At 61.1% G+C, this 16,305-nt stretch carries 16 protein-coding genes; 10 read left to right on the forward strand and 6 right to left on the reverse strand.

The window, feature by feature from the left end; all coding sequences use genetic code 11:
- Positions 1-203 precede the first annotated feature (203 nt).
- Entirely contained in the window at positions 204-728 is a 525-nt protein-coding gene (locus PMI16_RS09340; protein ID WP_007878826.1) for a hypothetical protein, read from the forward strand.
- A 91-nt stretch (positions 729-819) separates the two neighbouring features.
- Here PMI16_RS09340 and ppk2 read toward each other — a convergent pair whose 3' ends face one another.
- Complete coding sequence (ppk2, locus tag PMI16_RS09345) at positions 820-1,728, reverse strand: polyphosphate kinase 2 (RefSeq protein ID WP_007878827.1); 909 nt, start codon at positions 1,726-1,728, stop codon at positions 820-822.
- A gap of 125 nt (positions 1,729-1,853) precedes the next feature.
- Positions 1,854-2,114 carry an oxidoreductase-like domain-containing protein gene (locus PMI16_RS09350; protein ID WP_237719831.1) on the reverse strand — a complete coding sequence of 87 codons (261 nt, stop codon included), beginning with the start codon at positions 2,112-2,114 and terminating at the stop codon, positions 1,854-1,856.
- Between the two features lie 356 nt (positions 2,115-2,470).
- On the opposite strand from PMI16_RS09350, the gene PMI16_RS09355 reads away from it, so the two are divergent.
- On the forward strand, positions 2,471-3,955 hold the full coding sequence (locus tag PMI16_RS09355; RefSeq protein ID WP_237719832.1) for a sensor domain-containing diguanylate cyclase: 1,485 nt from the start codon (positions 2,471-2,473) through the stop codon (positions 3,953-3,955).
- Positions 3,952-4,170 (forward strand): DUF3820 family protein, encoded by a 219-nt coding sequence (locus PMI16_RS09360; protein ID WP_007878830.1) that lies wholly within the window; start codon positions 3,952-3,954, stop codon positions 4,168-4,170. Before PMI16_RS09355 ends, PMI16_RS09360 begins: the two co-directional genes overlap by 4 nt.
- 22 nt (positions 4,171-4,192) lie before the next feature.
- Here the strand turns inward: PMI16_RS09360 and PMI16_RS09365 are convergent, their stop codons facing one another.
- The gene (locus PMI16_RS09365) at positions 4,193-5,275 is read right to left on the reverse strand and encodes a calcium:proton antiporter (RefSeq protein WP_007878831.1); all 1,083 of its coding nucleotides are present in this window, start codon (positions 5,273-5,275) and stop codon (positions 4,193-4,195) included.
- A 212-nt stretch (positions 5,276-5,487) separates the two neighbouring features.
- Complete coding sequence (gene map, locus PMI16_RS09370) at positions 5,488-6,258, reverse strand: type I methionyl aminopeptidase (protein WP_202801648.1); 771 nt, start codon at positions 6,256-6,258, stop codon at positions 5,488-5,490.
- A gap of 339 nt (positions 6,259-6,597) precedes the next feature.
- Here map and PMI16_RS09375 point away from each other — a divergent pair, with 339 nt between their 5' ends.
- The 3 genes from PMI16_RS09375 (at position 6,598) to PMI16_RS09385 (ending at position 9,923) form a co-directional block, all read left to right on the forward strand.
- Positions 6,598-8,346: a methyl-accepting chemotaxis protein gene (locus PMI16_RS09375; RefSeq protein WP_007878833.1), complete on the forward strand. Its 1,749-nt coding sequence runs from the start codon at positions 6,598-6,600 to the stop codon at positions 8,344-8,346.
- A 44-nt stretch (positions 8,347-8,390) separates the two neighbouring features.
- Positions 8,391-9,347, forward strand: coding sequence for a chemotaxis protein (locus tag PMI16_RS09380; RefSeq protein WP_007878835.1), 957 nt, complete (start codon positions 8,391-8,393; stop codon positions 9,345-9,347).
- Between the two features lie 234 nt (positions 9,348-9,581).
- A complete protein-coding gene (locus tag PMI16_RS09385) occupies positions 9,582-9,923 on the forward strand; it encodes a hypothetical protein (protein WP_007878845.1) in 342 nt (113 codons plus the stop codon).
- 45 nt (positions 9,924-9,968) lie between these two features.
- Here PMI16_RS09385 and PMI16_RS09390 read toward each other — a convergent pair whose 3' ends face one another.
- Complete coding sequence (locus PMI16_RS09390; RefSeq protein ID WP_007878853.1) at positions 9,969-11,489, reverse strand: GGDEF domain-containing protein; 1,521 nt, start codon at positions 11,487-11,489, stop codon at positions 9,969-9,971.
- Between the two features lie 319 nt (positions 11,490-11,808).
- On the opposite strand from PMI16_RS09390, the gene PMI16_RS09395 reads away from it, so the two are divergent.
- The 3 genes from PMI16_RS09395 (at position 11,809) to PMI16_RS09405 (ending at position 15,005) form a co-directional block, all read left to right on the forward strand.
- Positions 11,809-12,936, forward strand: a complete 1,128-nt coding sequence (locus tag PMI16_RS09395) for an NAD(P)/FAD-dependent oxidoreductase (RefSeq protein WP_007878855.1) — start codon at positions 11,809-11,811, stop codon at positions 12,934-12,936.
- Positions 12,937-13,084: 148 nt separating this feature from the next.
- Complete coding sequence (locus PMI16_RS09400; protein ID WP_007878856.1) at positions 13,085-13,660, forward strand: TetR/AcrR family transcriptional regulator; 576 nt, start codon at positions 13,085-13,087, stop codon at positions 13,658-13,660.
- A 121-nt stretch (positions 13,661-13,781) separates the two neighbouring features.
- The gene (locus PMI16_RS09405; protein WP_007878857.1) at positions 13,782-15,005 is read left to right on the forward strand and encodes an MFS transporter; all 1,224 of its coding nucleotides are present in this window, start codon (positions 13,782-13,784) and stop codon (positions 15,003-15,005) included.
- Positions 15,006-15,022: 17 nt separating this feature from the next.
- Here PMI16_RS09405 and PMI16_RS09410 read toward each other — a convergent pair whose 3' ends face one another.
- A complete protein-coding gene (locus tag PMI16_RS09410; RefSeq protein ID WP_007878858.1) occupies positions 15,023-15,910 on the reverse strand; it encodes a LysR family transcriptional regulator in 888 nt (295 codons plus the stop codon).
- Between the two features lie 118 nt (positions 15,911-16,028).
- On the opposite strand from PMI16_RS09410, the gene PMI16_RS26290 reads away from it, so the two are divergent.
- Positions 16,029-16,305, forward strand: a 277-nt coding sequence (locus tag PMI16_RS26290) for a twin-arginine translocation signal domain-containing protein (protein WP_007878859.1), incomplete at its 3' end; no start/stop codon positions are given.

A 16,305-nucleotide genomic window follows, 5' to 3' on the forward strand; every position in this document is an offset into this window, starting at 1 on the left:
CGCCATGGGCAAGGCTTTGCGGTGTCCAAGGCATCAATCCGGCATAAAATCGGGGCAAATTTCCAGGCCGCCCTGTCAATCTCTGCGCGAGAAGAGGATAATGGAGGGTCAAACTGATTTATCAGGCTGGCCGCCACGGATTGCTGATTCCCTCCTCCGATCCCCCTCGCGCGCGGTCGCCATCATTACTGGAAGTACATATTTTGACTACGACAAGAAGCAAACGCTGGAACGGCAATATCGAATCCCTGAAGGCCGACTACCTGGGTGGCGTCATCACCCAGATGGATACTTACGGCGACCGCGTGCAGTTCGCGCTGGCCACTTCGGGCAACGGTCCGCGCTACCAGCTCACCAACAGCGCCGGCAAGAAGATGGCCTTCGACGGCAACCATCACCTGCATCATCCTGAAGACGGCGAATTCGCGCCCGGCAACGCCACCGGCGTGTTCACGCTGGAGCAGATCAAGCTGGCCAAGGTCGGCGGCCTCAAGCCGGCGCGCACGCTCAGCACCGGCACCGTCAAGCGCGCCAGCACCACGCGCGCGCCGAGCGCGGCAACCCGCGCCAAGGATCTGGTCGACAGCGAGAAGTACGAATACTTCAAGGCCAATCGCGCCACGCTGCCCGACACCATCGGCGAACACTCCGCCGAAATCACTGCCATGATGCGTGCCGGCATGTCGGCGGAGCAAGCCTTCGGCGAGATTCTGAAAAAATATTTCTGAGCGATCTTCCGATTGCTTGCAGCAATAAAAAACGGGGGCCGAGGCTCCCGTTTTTTATTGCTGCAAGCTGCAGGCACGCCGGCCGAAACAATCAATACACTTCCGGCACCACGATTTCGCTCGACACTTCGCGGCGGAAGTAATCCTCGTGACGCACGCGTTCCGGCAGCGAGATCGGCGCGTGTTCGACTTCGCCGTACGGCATCTGGCCCAACAGGTGATGGATGCAGTTCAGGCGTGCTTTCTTCTTGTCGACGGCCTGCACCACCCACCATGGCGCTTCGGGAATGTGGGTGCGTTCCAGCATGATTTCCTTGGCCTTGGTGTAGTCCTCCCAGCGGCGGCGCGACTCCAGGTCCATCGGGCTGAGCTTCCATTGCTTGAGCGGATCGTGGATGCGGCTCAGGAAGCGCATGTGCTGCTCTTCGTCGGTGATCGAGAACCAGTACTTGATCAACTGGATGCCGGAACGCGCCAGCATGCGTTCGAACTCCGGCGCGGAGCGGAAGAATTCTTCGTATTGATCGTCCGTGCAAAAACCCATGACGCGCTCGACGCCGGCGCGGTTGTACCAGCTGCGGTCGAACAGCACGATCTCGCCTGCCGCCGGCAGATGCGAAACATAACGCTGGAAGTACCACTGCGTGCGTTCGCGGTCGTTCGGCGCCGGCAAGGCGGCGACGCGGGCCACGCGCGGATTGAGGCGCTGGGTGATGCGCTTGATGACGCCGCCCTTGCCCGCCGCATCGCGGCCTTCGAACAGGATGACGACTTTGTGGCCGGTGGCGACCACCCAGTCCTGCAGCTTGACCAGCTCGGCCTGCAAACGGAACAACTCGCGGAAATACAACCGGCGGTCGGCCTTGTCCTGTTCGCTGCGGGCGTCGACGCCCTCCGCCAGCTCTTCGATTGTGCGGTCTTCGATTTCCAGTTCCAGCTCTTCGTCATAGCTGTCGGCCAGCTCGCGGTGGATGCGGCGCACCAGTTCTTCGTCGTTCATTTTTTCTCCATCTGGGTCTGAACCGATCTGTGAAGACCGGCGCCCGGTTTGTCGGTCAGGGTACCGTCGGAACATACACGATGAATATGACCCTTGAATGACAGGCCAGCCCGCTCGCCTCGGGCTTAGTTCTGCCGACGCGGCCTGGGCAGCGTTGCCGCGCCGGCATCCTGGCGCGCCTGCCACTGCTGCAAGGCCTGGCGATAGCGCTCCAGCGCATCCTGATAGATATCAAAAATGCAGGGGTCGCAGCCGCTCTGGCAACAGTCCTCAAGGGCCGGTTCGATGGGCGGCGTCGGCGGCGGGTCGCTGTCGGTCGTGAAGGTGGACATGAAGAAAAACAGGAGTGAAATAACGGAGACGATGTCGATTATAAGATCATCCATCGACATTGCCATCAATCAACAATTCAGCAAGAAAATCGCAGCAGTACGGAAACGATGCAACTTTGTCCCGCCTTGCCATTGCAATTCGGATAATTTGCTCGCAGAAAACAAACTACCGCGAATGACATACATATTTCGAGTAGCATGGAAGGCCAGAACGCCTGCCGTTCCTGTTGCGCGCAAAGAGACAGCGTACAGGCAAGCTGACAGAACTCATCTCACGCCTATTGATGAAATGCGTTCCAATAAACACGATGCCCGTTATGACCGCAATACGACGACTGAAAAATCTTACCTCCGGAAAACCGGGGGATACCTCCCCGATTGTTTTCAGGGCCAAGATTTTTTTCTTTCTCGTGTGCCTGTCGCTACTGTCCATCGATGGCTGGCAAGCATGGAAAACGCGCACCGAACAATTGCGCAACACCGAATCCACCATGGTCAACATGGCGCGCGCGCTGGCGCAGCATGGCGACGATACGCTCAAGGCGGCTGACCTGATCCTCAGCGGCGTTCTCGAACTGATGGCGGCGGACGGTCTTACCGAAACGATGAAGCCGCGCCTGCACGAGCTGCTCAAAGCGCGCGTCAACGAACTGCCGCAACTGGCCGGACTGTTCATCCTCGATGCCGACGGCTATGCGGTGGTCGACTCCAACGAGGTGCTGTTCAACAACAACGTGAACGACCGCAATTATTTCCAATACCATCGCGATCACGCCGACCTCGGCCCCTACGTCGGACCGCTCGTCAAGAATCCGGCCGGCGCCTGGCGCCTGACGGTCTCGCGCCGCGTCAACAATCCCGACGGCAGCTTCGGCGGCGTGGTGCTGGCGGCGATCGATATCGATTACTTCCGCAATTTTTACAACACCTTCAACATCGGCGAAAGCGGCCTGATCATCCTCGGCCTCAATAACGGCACGTTGCTGGTGCGACGGCCGTTCTTCGACAAGTACGTCGGCTCCGACCTGCGCAAGGTGCCGATCTTCCGCGACTACGTCACCAGGAATCACGACGGCACGCATACGGCGCCCTCCACCGTGGACGGCAAGGACAAGATCAACGCCTACCGCCATTTCAACCAGTTCCCGATGTTCGTCGCGATTGCCTTGTCCAAGGATGAAGTGCTCGACGGCTGGATCGACGACACCTTGCGCCACACGGCGGCGATCCTGATCCTCATCCTGATCCTGGCGGTGCTAGGCAACTGGCTGCTCAAACAAATCAAGCTGCGTCTGGAAACCGAGGCCCAGCTCGTGATCGCGCGCGACAATCTCGATCAGCTCAACAAGCATCTGCAAAACCTGGCGCTGGAAGACGGCCTGACGGGGCTGGCGAACCGGCGCCATTTCGACATCGCGCTCGGCGAGGAATTTGCACGCGCATTGCGCAACCGGGAAACGCTCGGCCTGATCATGATCGACGTCGACTGGTTCAAGCAATACAACGACATCTACGGTCACCGCGCCGGCGACGAGTGCCTGCGCCGCATCGCCGGCATGATCAAGGCGGTGCCGCATCGTACCGGCGACATGGCGGCGCGCTATGGCGGCGAAGAAATGGCGCTGCTGCTGCCGCAAACGACGCTGGAGTCGGCCGCCGCCATTGCCGAACGCCTGCGCGCCGACATCGCCGCGCTCGACATCCATCATGCCGCCAGCCCGCTGACCGTCGTCACCATCAGCGCAGGCGTCGCCGTCATCCGCCCGACGCTGCAATCGGACACGCCCGAACAACTGGTGGAAGACGCCGACCGCGCCCTCTATATCGCGAAAGCCAAAGGCCGCAATTTCGTCGCGCGCAGCGATGCAGTCAAGAGCGACGCCACCGTGCCATGAATCAAGAACACCTGTTGAAACTGGTCAGCATGGAAATGCCTTATGGCAAATACAAAGGCCGGCTGCTGGCCGACCTGCCGGGGCATTATCTGGGATGGTTCGCGCGAGAAGGATTCCCGCGCGGAGAACTGGGAAGTCTGCTCGCGCTGATGTATGAACTGGATCACAACGCTTTGCGCCAGTTGCTCGACCCATTAAGAAACCTGAAACGCTGACGCACCTCAGGATGCAATTCAATCAGGGCACGATCGTGGTGAACAGGTACACCGCGAAAATCACCAGATGCACCATGCCCTGCATCACCGTCGTGCGGCCCGTGCTCAGCGAAAAACCGGCGACGATGAACGACAGCATCAGCAGCACCGTCGATTTGATGTCCAGTCCGAGCGACAAGGTCCATCCCGTCGCCAGCGACACCACCGCCACCGCAGGAATCGTCAGGCCGATGCTGGCCAGCGCCGAACCGATCGCCAGGTTGAGACTGGTCTGCAAACGGTTGGCGCGCGCGGCGCGCACCGCTGCCAGGCCTTCCGGCAACAGCACGATGGCGGCGATCACGATGCCGACCACCGACTTCGGCGCACCGAGGCCGTCGAGCGCGGTTTCCAGCGTCGGCGCCAGCGCCTTGGCCAGCAACACGACTGCGCCCAGGCACGCCAGCAACAGCGCCGCGCTGGTAATGGCGACCTTGTTGGATGGCGGCTCCGCATGCGCCTCTTCATTGGCGGCGGCATTCTCCGGCAGGAAATAATCGCGATGGCGCACGGTCTGCACCAGCACGAAGGTGCCGTACAACACCAGCGAAATCACCGCAATGAACGCCAGCTGGCTGGGGCTGTAAAAAGGTCCGATTTTGGTCAGGGTGTAATTCGGCAAGACCAGCGTGAGCACCGCAATCGCCGCCAGCGTCGCCAGCGATGCGCTGACGCCATGCTGTCCGAACGATTGCTCGCGATGATGGCTGGCGCCCACCAGCAGGCAGATGCCGACGATGCCGTTGAGGATGATCATGATGGCGGCAAATACCGTGTCGCGCGCCAGTCCCGTGGTGGCTTCGCCGCCGGCCAGCATCAACGACACGATCAGCGCCACCTCGATCAGCGTCACCGCCAGCGCCAGCACCAGCGTGCCGAACGGTTCGCCGACCTTGTGCGCCACCACCTCGGCGTGATACACCGCCGCCAGCACGGACGCCATCAGTCCGATCACCAGCAGGAGGGCGAACCAGCCGCCCGGTTGCAAGCCATTGGCGGCATAAACCAGCCAGCCGATGACGGGCGAAGCGATGGACCAGAGCGGCAGCGACGGGGAAATTTTCATGAGGGATATCTATCGTTGTCAGAACGGTGAAAAAGAACGGCGACCGCCGCGAAGACGTCGCACAGACAATGTACGGAATGCCTTGCGGCAAGAAATGATAACCGATGCACGCGTCACATCCGGCAAGGAATGCGAACACGGCTGCATGGAAAAACGCCGCCGGAGAATTGAACGGTTAATTGAGCGATTAATTGATGAGCCGGCTTATCGGCTTATTTCGTCGGCCAGGCCGTCAGAATCTCGGCGCCGTCGGCGGTCACCGCAATCATGTGCTCCCACTGCGCCGACAAGGAGCCGTCGCGCGTGACGACGGTCCAGCCGTCGTCCAGCTGCTGCACGCCGCGCGCGCCCATGTTGATCATCGGCTCGATGGTGAACGTCATGCCCTCGCGCAGCAGCAATCCGGAATTGCGCGTGCCGTAGTGCAGCACCTGCGGCTCTTCGTGATACACCTTGCCGATGCCGTGGCCGCAGTATTCGCGCACCACGGAGTAACCCGCGCCTTCGGCCAGCGTCTGGATCGCATGGCCGACGTCGCCCAGCCGCGCGCCGGGGCGTACCACGGCGATGCCCGCCAGCATGGCGTCCAGCGTCACCTGCACCAGGCGCTGCGCTTCCGCCGAGGGCGTGCCGGCAAAGTACATGCGACTGGTGTCGCCGTGCCAGCCGTCCTTGATCACGGTAACGTCGATGTTGATGATGTCGCCGTCCTTCAGCACCACCTTGTTGCTGGGAATGCCATGGCAGACGACGCTGTTGACCGAGGTGCACAAGGTCTTGGGAAAGCCGTGATAACCGACGTTGGCCGGCGTCGCCTTCTGCACCTTGCGGATGAAATCATGGCAGCGGCGATCCAGCTCTTCCGTCGTCACGCCGGGTACGACATATTCGCCGATCATCTCCAGCACATCCGCGGCCAGCCCTCCGGCGACGCGCATCATGGCGATCTGTTTTGCGGTTTTGATGGAGACTGCCACGACGATCCTTGGTTGGGGTAAAGCCGCTATTATCCCCGATCGCCTCACTCTGCGCAGCGTTGTCCGTCGACAAGCGACGATGTTTCTTCTCCCTTCCCGCAACTGTTGCTTTGCCGCTATCAGGAAAACACTGATACCGAAGAGTATGTCGCTCAATTAAGCTGGCATTACATCGGGCATAGCGGAATCACCTGCTCGGCGTCCAAGCCACCTTGTCATGATCATCGGCCTCGACGTCCTGCCGGCTCCCTGCCTGATGGCCAGACATTTTCATCCGCTGCCGACCGGCAACGGAACGCTTTCGACAATTCCCCCATGTCGTCCTTCGTCCGCCTGGAGAAAAATATGAAATGGTTCTACGACCTGAAAATTTCAAGAAAACTGATCTCGGTCTTTTTCATCGTCGTTGCCCTGGAGGCAGCACTCGGCGTCTTCGCCATCCGCGAACTGGGCCGTGTGAACCAGGCATCCACCGACATCGCGACCAACTGGCTGCCGAGCATTCGCACCTTGTCGCAGGTCAAGCTGTCGCTGTCGCGCATCCGCAGTTTTGAACTGCAGCACATCCTCGCCTCGACGCCTCAGGAATTCGAAGAAATTGAAAAGAATGCCGACAAGCAGATCGCCAATCTGGGCAAGCAGCAGCAGGAATACCTGACGCAAATCAGCGAGCCGGAAGAAAAGGCGATCTATCCCGACGTGGAGAAGGCGATTGCCGTGTTCCTCGCAGAACACAAGAAGATCCTCGACATCTCGCGCACCAACAAGAATGAAGAGGCGCGCACCCTGCTGAGAGGGGAATCGACCAAGGTCTATCGCAACCTCCTCGACCAAGTGGAGAAGCTGGTCGAAGTCAACGAGAAAGGTGCGGAAAAATCCAGCGCCGATGCCGACGCAACGTATGCCAACGCCAGATTGTGGATCATCGCCATGCTGGCCGTCTGCATGGTTACCGCCATGGGCCTGGCCATGTGGATTTCGCGCGTGATCTCCAAACCGCTCGGCGCGGCGGTCGAAGTCGCCCAGCGCGTCGCCGGCGGCGACCTGACTGCAGACATCCGGCTGGCGGGCAAGGATGAAACAGGTCAGTTGCTGGCCGCTCTCAAGGGCATGAACGACAACCTGCTGAAGATCGTCGGCGAAGTGCGCTCCGGCACCGACACCATCGCCACCGCTTCCAGCGAAATCGCCAGCGGCAACATGGATCTGTCCTCGCGCACCGAACAGCAAGCCGGTTCGCTGGAGGAAACCGCGTCGGCCATGGAAGAACTTACAGCCACCGTCAGGCAAAATGCCGACAACGCGCGCCAAGCCAACCAGCTTGCCGTCACCGCGTCGGAAGTCGCCAGCGCCGGCGGCGAAGTCGTCGGACAGGTCGTCAATACCATGGGCTCGATCAATGAATCCTCGCGCAAGATCGTCGACATCATCAGCGTCATCGACGGCATCGCCTTCCAGACCAATATCCTGGCCTTGAACGCTGCCGTGGAAGCGGCGCGCGCCGGCGAACAGGGCCGCGGCTTCGCGGTGGTGGCCTCGGAAGTGCGCAGCCTGGCGCAGCGCTCGGCTGCCGCCGCCAAGGAAATCAAGATCCTCATCGACGACTCGGTCGCCAAGGTCGACGTCGGCAGCAAGCTGGTCGAACAGGCCGGCGCCACCATGGGCGAAGTGGTCAACAGCGTCAGGCGCGTGACCGACATCGTCAGCGAAATCACCGCCGCCAGCAACGAACAAAGCCAGGGCATCGGGCAGATCAATCTCGCCATCACGCAAATGGACGAGGCGACGCAGCAAAACGCCGCGCTGGTGGAACAAGCCGCCGCCGCCGCGCAATCCATGCAGGAGCAGGCCGGACGGTTGTCGGAAGTGGTCGGCGTCTTCAAGCTCCACGAACGCAACGCGGTGAGCAAACCCGCCGCGGCGACCATGCCGCAACGCACGATCGACAAGGCGCCGCCGACGCAGCTCATCCAACCCGTCAAACCGGCAAGGCCTGTCGCACCCGTCATCCGCGTCATCAAGGACAACACGCGCCCAGCCTTGAAACCGCCGGTTGCCGTCAATGACGATCCCGACTCCTGGACGCAGTTCTGAACCGTTTCCCCCTACTTGCATGCACATCACAATGAGGCCTCCCCATGGATGCATTCCAAAAAGAAATCGATGAACGAACCAACCTGACCAGCAGCAACAAATTCGAGCTGCTGCTGTTCCGGCTGGGCAGCCCGGCCGGAGACAGCTCCGGCGAGCTGTTCGGCATCAACGTGTTCAAGATCCGCGAGATCGTGCCGATGGTGCCGATCACCACGGCGGCCGGCACCAAGTCGCCGATGCTGGGCATGGTCAACATCCGCGGCCAGGTGATCTCGGTGATCGACTTGCCGGCAGTGACCGGCTGCCGGCCTAAAACCGGCCTGAATATCTTGCTGATCACGGAATACGCGCGCAATACGCAAGCCTTCGCAGTGGAATCGGTGGAAGAAATCGTGCGCCTCGACTGGAGCCAGGTGTTGTCGGCCGAGGCCAGCGCCGGCGGCGATCTGGTGACCAGCATCGCGCGCCTGGACGCCGACGTCGACGGCAGCCGCCTGGTGCAGGTGCTCGATGTGGAACAGATTCTGGAGATGACCGCGCCGGCCAAGCCGACGCTCGACCGCGGTCACAACGATACGCTCAGGGACTTGATCAAGCCGGGCTCGATCGTGCTGGCGGCGGACGACTCCAAGGTGGCGCGCGCCATGATTGAAGACGGGCTGTCGACACTGGGCGTGCCTTATTTCATGACCAAGAGCGGCAAGGAAGCCTGGGAAAAATTGCAATCCCTGGCGGCCGAAGCGCAGCGCGAAGGCAAGCAGATCGGCGACAAAGTCGCACTCATGCTGACCGATCTGGAGATGCCGGAAATGGACGGCTTCACGCTCACGCGCAACATCAAGAGCGACCAGCGCTACAAGAACATCCCGGTGGTCATTCATTCATCGCTGTCGGGTTCCGCCAACGAGGATCACGTCAGGAGCGTCGGCGCCAACGGCTATGTGGCCAAATTCGCCATCGATGAACTGGCTGCGACGCTGAAGAAGACGCTGCTGCATTAGGGCCTGTTAACAATCAATCTGCGAGGTGCGTTCCCGCCAGAAGGCGTGCTGGCAAGGCGCGTGGCGTTGCCGGTGCGAGGGCCGGCATGAGACCGGCTTCACACGGGGAAATAGGGAATTCCCCGATACCGCGCAATGGTTCTTTTTTCTATCATCCCACCATCAGCTCAGCCCTGCCGATGCCCCTGCTGATACTCCTTCAGGGCCGGTGCAACACTTTGCGAGTAGCCACAAATGAAATTCCTAGCCGATCTAGTGCAACAAGACATGTTCGTCGCCGTGGTGTCCTACCTGAGCATCGGACTGGTTTTCCTGGTCTTTTTTTACTATCGCGAGCGCAAATGGGAAAACGATCTGGCGCAATATCAGATCACTGAAACGGTGAAGATCGTCGACGATGTGCAGAAAAAAAGCAATGCCTATCCCTTCAATCGCCCCATCGACGGCAGGTCGTTTCCCGTCGCGGCGCCGAGCGATGAAATGCAGGTCGTCGAAGGCGAGATCATCGAACCGATCATCGAGTCCAGGGCCGCGTCAATGCATGCACCCGCAGAGAAATCGGCCGTCCGCCACTGAAGCCGGCATCGCTGCCGGCGCCCTCACCGTTTCAAGTTGTACCGCTCAGACCTGAACCTCCACACGATCGCGCCCGCCAGCCTTGGCGCGATACAGCGCCTGATCCGCCGCCGCCACCAGATTCGACGTTGTTGCACCGCGCCTGGCCTGGTTGCATGAACCGATGCCAAGGCTGATCGTCACAATGCCGTCGGGACTCGCCGCATGCGGAATGGCTTGCCGGCGCACTTCCTGCCTGATATGTTCCGCCACGACCAGCGCGCCCGCCGCATCGCAATTGGGCAGGATCATGGCGAATTCTTCGCCGCCGTAGCGCGCCGCCAGATCGCCGGGACGGCGTTCGCCGGCCAGGATGGACTGACCGACCTTGCGCAGGCATTCGTCGCCGGACAAGTGACCGTACATGTCGTTGTAGAGCTTGAAGTGGTCGACGTCGATCATGATGAGCGACAAGCTCTCGCCTTTTCTCATTGCCCGACCCAGCTCGCGCGCCAGCGCACCGTCGAAATGGCGGCGATTGGCAAGCCCGGTCAGGCCGTCCTGCATGGCCAGCCTTTCCAGAGTACGGTTGAGCGCTTCCACCTGGGCGCGCGCTTCGTTGGCCTCATCCTCGGCAATCGCGCGCTTGTCGATCTGCCGCACCATGCGCTGTCCCACCACCGCAAAACACGTCACCAGCATCAGCACGCCGGCCATGTGCATGTAGGCGTCGGTGCGCCACTCCTCCAGCACTTCGTCCCTGGACAGCGCCACGGCAACAAACATCGGGTAGGTCTGCAGATGCGTATAGCCGTTGATGCGCAGCACGCCGTCTTGCGAAGATTTGATCAGGGCGATGCCGCTGGCGTGCTGTGAGGCATGGTCCCGGTATATCGATGCAGACGCTATGCTTTTGGCGATCGAATCCTCTCGCAGCGGGCGGCGAAACACCATGGTGCCGTTGTTGAGCGCGAGCAGGATGGCGCCCGACTTGCCGATGTTGAAACTGGCGTAGAAGCGCTGGAAGTAGTCCATCTCGATCGTCGCCAGCACCACCCCGCCGAAACTGCCGTCCGCGTTGTTGATGCGGCGCGCGATGGTGGCGATCCATTTGCCGCTGGAGCGGCTTTTGACCGGCACGCCGACATAAGGACCCGCATCGGCATGATCGCGGTGATAGATGAAATAGTCGCGGTCGGCGTTGTTGAGACTGCGGTCGGTCGCGGGCTGCGAATTGACGATCCAGCGGCCGGTCTGATCGTAGACGAAAATGCCGCCCAGTTGCGGCAGTTCTTTGACGCGCATGACCAGCAGGCGATGCAAGCGCTCCAGCGCCGCCGGGCCGGTGCCGTCGGCGCTGATGCGCTCGAGCAGGCCGATCAGCACGGTATCGGCTTCCTTGAAGGTGTCGTCGGCATGCTGCGCCAATGCTTTCGCCATATTGGTCACCGATACGCCGGCGTCGCGTTCCTCGATGGCGCGCGCCTGCCAGGTGCGCCAGGCATCGAGTCCGATCAGTGAAACACAAGCGAGCAAGACAAAACCAGCCGCCAGAATTGCCGTCGAAGAGCGCTTGTATCGAGCCATATGTCTCCGTCTTATTATCGTCTTGCAATGAATGAACATAAATACATGTCATCGGATTGCAGCAGGGCTCTTGATAGGAGTTTTGATGAGGCCCTGCGTGGGGCTGGCAAGCCGTGATCCAGTATGTTTTTCATTTATAACATTCTTGCCGGTAGTCGCCTAGTGCAGGCTATGCTCATCAGGACGGCGACTGTATTTCCGCATCGGCCGGCAGCGCATCAGGCACGCTAAAATAGCGGTTTTGCATCGGAGTATTCCTTGTTCAAGCTTTTTCTCATAGCGGACCGCCTGAGCGATATCGGCGTTCGCTTCCCTGGTCATGACTGACCGCATCGACTGTGTCGTCATCGGCGCCGGCGTCGTCGGCCTGGCGATCGCGCGCGCATTTGCACTGGCCGGCCGCGAAGTCGTCATCGTCGAAGCCGACAACAGCATCGGCAACGGCATCAGCTCCCGCAACAGCGAAGTGATCCACGCCGGCATCTATTACCGTCCGGGTTCGCTCAAGGCCAGGCTGTGCGTCGCAGGACGCATCCTGTTGTATCGCTATTGCGAAGAACGCCATGTCGCCCATCAGCGCTGCGGCAAGCTGCTGGTCGCCACCAGTGCCGAACAGGCCGAGCGCATGCAGGCGATTGCAGCGCATGCGGCACAGAACGGCGTGCATGACCTGACCGCCATTGATGCCGCGCATGCCAGGGAACTGGAGCCGGCGTTGCATTGCGTCGGCGCCCTGCTCTCGCCCTCCACCGGCATCGTCGACAGCCATGGCCTGATGCAACAGTTGCTCGCCGATGCCGAAGTGCACGGCGCCATGCTGGCGCTGCAAAGCCAGGTCGTCGCGGCGCGCCGCACTGTCGGCGGCATCGTGCTGGATGTGGTCACGACCGACGGCGATCAGATGCAGTTGTCGGCCGGCCTGGTCATCAATGCCGCCGGCCTGGCGGCGCCGAGACTGGCGCGCTGCTTTGAGGGGCTGGCGCCGGAGCATATCCCGACCGCCTGGTTCGCCAAGGGCAATTATTTTTCGCTGAGCGGCAAGACGCCGTTTTCGCGTCTGATTTATCCGTTGCCGGAAGACGGCGGACTCGGCGTCCACCTGACGCTCGATCTGGCCGGCCAGGCACGCTTCGGCCCCGATGTGGAATGGCTGGACGTCAAAGACGACCGCGCGCTGGACTATGCCGTCGACCTGCGCCGTTCGGAGCGCTTTTATGCGTCGATACGCCGCTATTGGCCGGCGTTGCCGGACGCCGCCCTGCAAGCCAGTTATTCCGGCGTGCGCCCCAAGCTCACCGGCACCAGCAAGGAAGAGGACTTCCTCATCAGCGGACCGGAGCGGCATGGTTATGCCGGGTTGATCAATCTGTTCGGCATCGAATCGCCTGGACTGACGTCTTCGCTGGCGATTGCACAGTACGTGCTTGCACAAAGCGAACAAACCTGACGCAGAGACCGCCCCCACGTTTCCACAAAGACAAGAAACGCGCTGATTCGGCCGGTCAGAGCGTATGAATGAGCGGCAACATCGCGTTTTTCCAACACCATGGTTGGTATCGATTGATTTTTAAGACGACTGGTCATATTATTCGATCATGGCTAAGTTAAATACCCGTGACCAGATCTTCGACGCCGCACTGAAATTATTGTCAGAGCGTGGTTACAACGCGTGCAGCGTGCAAGACATCACGACCGAAGCAGGCGTGCCGAAGGGCTCGTTTTACAACCACTTCGAGAGCAAGGAAGCGCTCGGTGCGGAAATCGTCGCGTATTACGCCGGCCGCAGCAAAGTGCGCGAAATCCTGGTGGACGACACCATGCCTGCACTGGAACGCCTGCACCGTTATTTCACGGCGCTCAACGACAGGCTGGTGGATCGCGGCTTTCAGCATGGCTGTATGATCGGCAACATGAGCGCGGAAATGTCGGAGCAAAGCGCGCTGATCCGCGAAGAGCTGGTGAAGATTTATGCAAACTGGTCCGGCAAGCTGGCATATGCCATCGCTGCGGGCCAGAGGGAAGGCACGATTCCGACGCAGATGAGCCCCGAGGCGCTGGCCGGCTTTCTGCTCAACGCATGGGAAGGCGCGGCCTTGCGTACGCGTGTGGAACGCGACAAGAACGCCTTCGATCAGTTCATGGATCTGGTATTCAACAAGATGCTGAAGTAGGACAAAGAATTTGCGGTAAAGCCGCCTTGATGAGAGGCGGCCTTTTTTCATCAAATTTAAGACGACTGGTCATTTTAAAACTTGTTTGCAACTTATTTGAAACCTACTTTGCGAGAACGCCATGAGTACATCTTCCACTTCGTCATCCCCTCCTGCGGGTAGCAACGCCCCGCTGTACTGGCTGGCGCTCGGCACCTTTGCCGTTGGCGCCGAAGGCTTCATGATCGCCGGCATCCTGCCGACCGTCGCCCGCGATCTGGGCGTCAGCGTCGCCGTTGCCGGACAACTGGTGGTGGCCTTCACCGCCGCGTACGCCCTCAGCTCGCCGATCCTGACTGCGCTGACCGGCGCCATCAACCGTCGCGGTTTGCTGATCGGCGCGATGACGGCGTTCACGCTGGCCAATCTGCTGGCCTGGCAGGCCACCGGCTACTGGTCGCTGATGACGGCGCGCATCCTGCTGGCGTTTGCCGCCGGTCTCTACGTGCCCAACGCCATGGCGCTGGCCGGCGCACTGGTCGCTCCGGAACGCCGCGGCAGCGCGCTGGCGCTGGTCAGCGGCGGCATTACCGTGGCAGTCGCACTGGCCGCGCCGCTGGGCACCGTGATTGCCGACAAGCTGAGCTGGCGCATGACGTTTGCCGGCGTGGCGCTCCTGGCAGCGCTGGCAACCATCGGCCTGTTGCGCGGACTGCCGCGCGGCATCGGCGCCAACCTGCCGGTCGCCAGCCTGCGCGAACGTGTCCTGGCTGCACGTGATCCGGCGGTATTGCGCGCGCTATTGACCACGCTGCTGTGGGCAACCGGCGCTTACGCGATGTACACCTATTTCGCCCTGTACCTCAATCAGGTAACCGGCATCCACGGCACGCACGTCGGCTATGTGCTGTTCGCCTGGGGTATCTCGGCCGCCATCGGCGTCATGGCCGGCGGCAAGGTCGCCGACCGCATCGGTTTCCAGCGCGTGACCGGTCCGGCGCTGATGTTCCTGATCGCGGCTTTCCTGACGCTGGTTGCAATCGCTTATCTGCTGCCTGCCAACGTGGCGGTGCTGCCGGTATTCGTGTCGGTCATCGTCTGGGGCATTTCGGGCTGGGCGTTTTATCCGGCGCAGCAAACCAACCTGATCCACATCGCCGGCATCAAGCTCGCACCGATCGCCCTGTCGCTGAATGCCTCGTTCATGTATCTCGGCTTTTCGCTGGGCGCCAGCGCAGGCGCGATCACTGTCGCTGACGGCTCGGCGCGCAATCTGGGCCTGGTGGCGGCAGCCTTCGTGGTCGGCGCGCTGCTGATGAAGCGCAGCGCCGCACGCCGCACGGCAGCCCGGGCCTCGGCAGCATAAACCTGACGCCAGACGATTCAGGCGGTGTGCGCCATTATCGTGTCGTACAGCTGTTGCGCCGCCGATGACAGCACCAGGCCGCGGCGGCGAATCAATCCCATGGTGCGGGTCACCGCCGGCTTCACCAGCGGCACGCTGACCAGCACCGGATGATCATCGGGCGGCATCGCCAGCCGCGGGACGGCGGCGATGCCGACGCCCGCTTCCACCAGGCTCACGACGCTCATGACATGCCGCACCTCGCAAAAGGAACGCGGCAGGTCGGGCGTATCCGCCAGCGCCAGATCCAGCAGGAAACGATTGCCGCTGGCCTTGGCCACCGACATGTAGTCGTACTCCTGCAACTGCGCCCAGGTCACCGATTTGCGCTGCGCCAGTGGATGATCGCGGCGGCAGGCGACGACGAAGGATTCTTTCAGGAGCGGCTGGAATTCGATGTTGCCTTCTTGCGCGCCGATGTAGTTCAGGCCGAAATCAGCTTCGCTGCGCACCACGCAGGACAAGGCTTCGCTGGCGCCCTCATCCAGCACGCGGATCAGAATACGCGGATATTTTTCGTGATACTTGCGCAAGACTTCCGGCAAAAAATACCGCACCGCCGATGGCACACAGGCGATGGTCACTTCGCCGCTCATGCGCGCCGCCACCTCGCTCACGCCGAGCAGGGACTCATCGAATCCGTTCAACAACTCGCGCGCCTTGCGGGCAAAATCGCGTCCGAACGCGGTCAGATCGACGCGTCGCGTAGTGCGCTCCAGCAAGCGTACGCCAAGCGTACTTTCCAGCTTGGCGATGCGGCGCGACAGAGCCGGCTGAGACAGGTGGATTTCTTCGGCGGCCGCACTGAAATTGCCGCGTTCGGCCACGGCGATGAAGGCACGCAGGTCGCTGAGTTCGATATTCATGTGTTGAACGCATTAATGTATAAGATTTTTGCAATTCTAATACCGGTCGTGTTCAGGGATGATCGCCACGTTCGCATCAGTATGCGAACTACAACAATGACATTCAGGAGAGCAATTCATGAGCATGATCAACCGTCGCGGCCTGTTGAAGGCCGGCGCCATCGCATCCATCGCTGCTACCACCGGTGGCTTTACACAACTGGCAAGATCCGCTGACGACAAGGCCGCGGCCGCTGCAGGGGCGGCGGCAAACGCAGCAGCGGGCAAGGATGTCACCCGCACGCTGGCGCGCTACATCGTCAACGCGCGCCATGAAGACCTGCCGGAGAAAGTCCGCAAGGAAGGCACGCGCACCCTGCTGAACTGGATCGGCGTGGCCGTCGGCGGCTCCCGCC

Source organism: Herbaspirillum sp. CF444 (assembly GCF_000282135.1).
Lineage (GTDB): Bacteria > Pseudomonadota > Gammaproteobacteria > Burkholderiales > Burkholderiaceae_D > Herbaspirillum.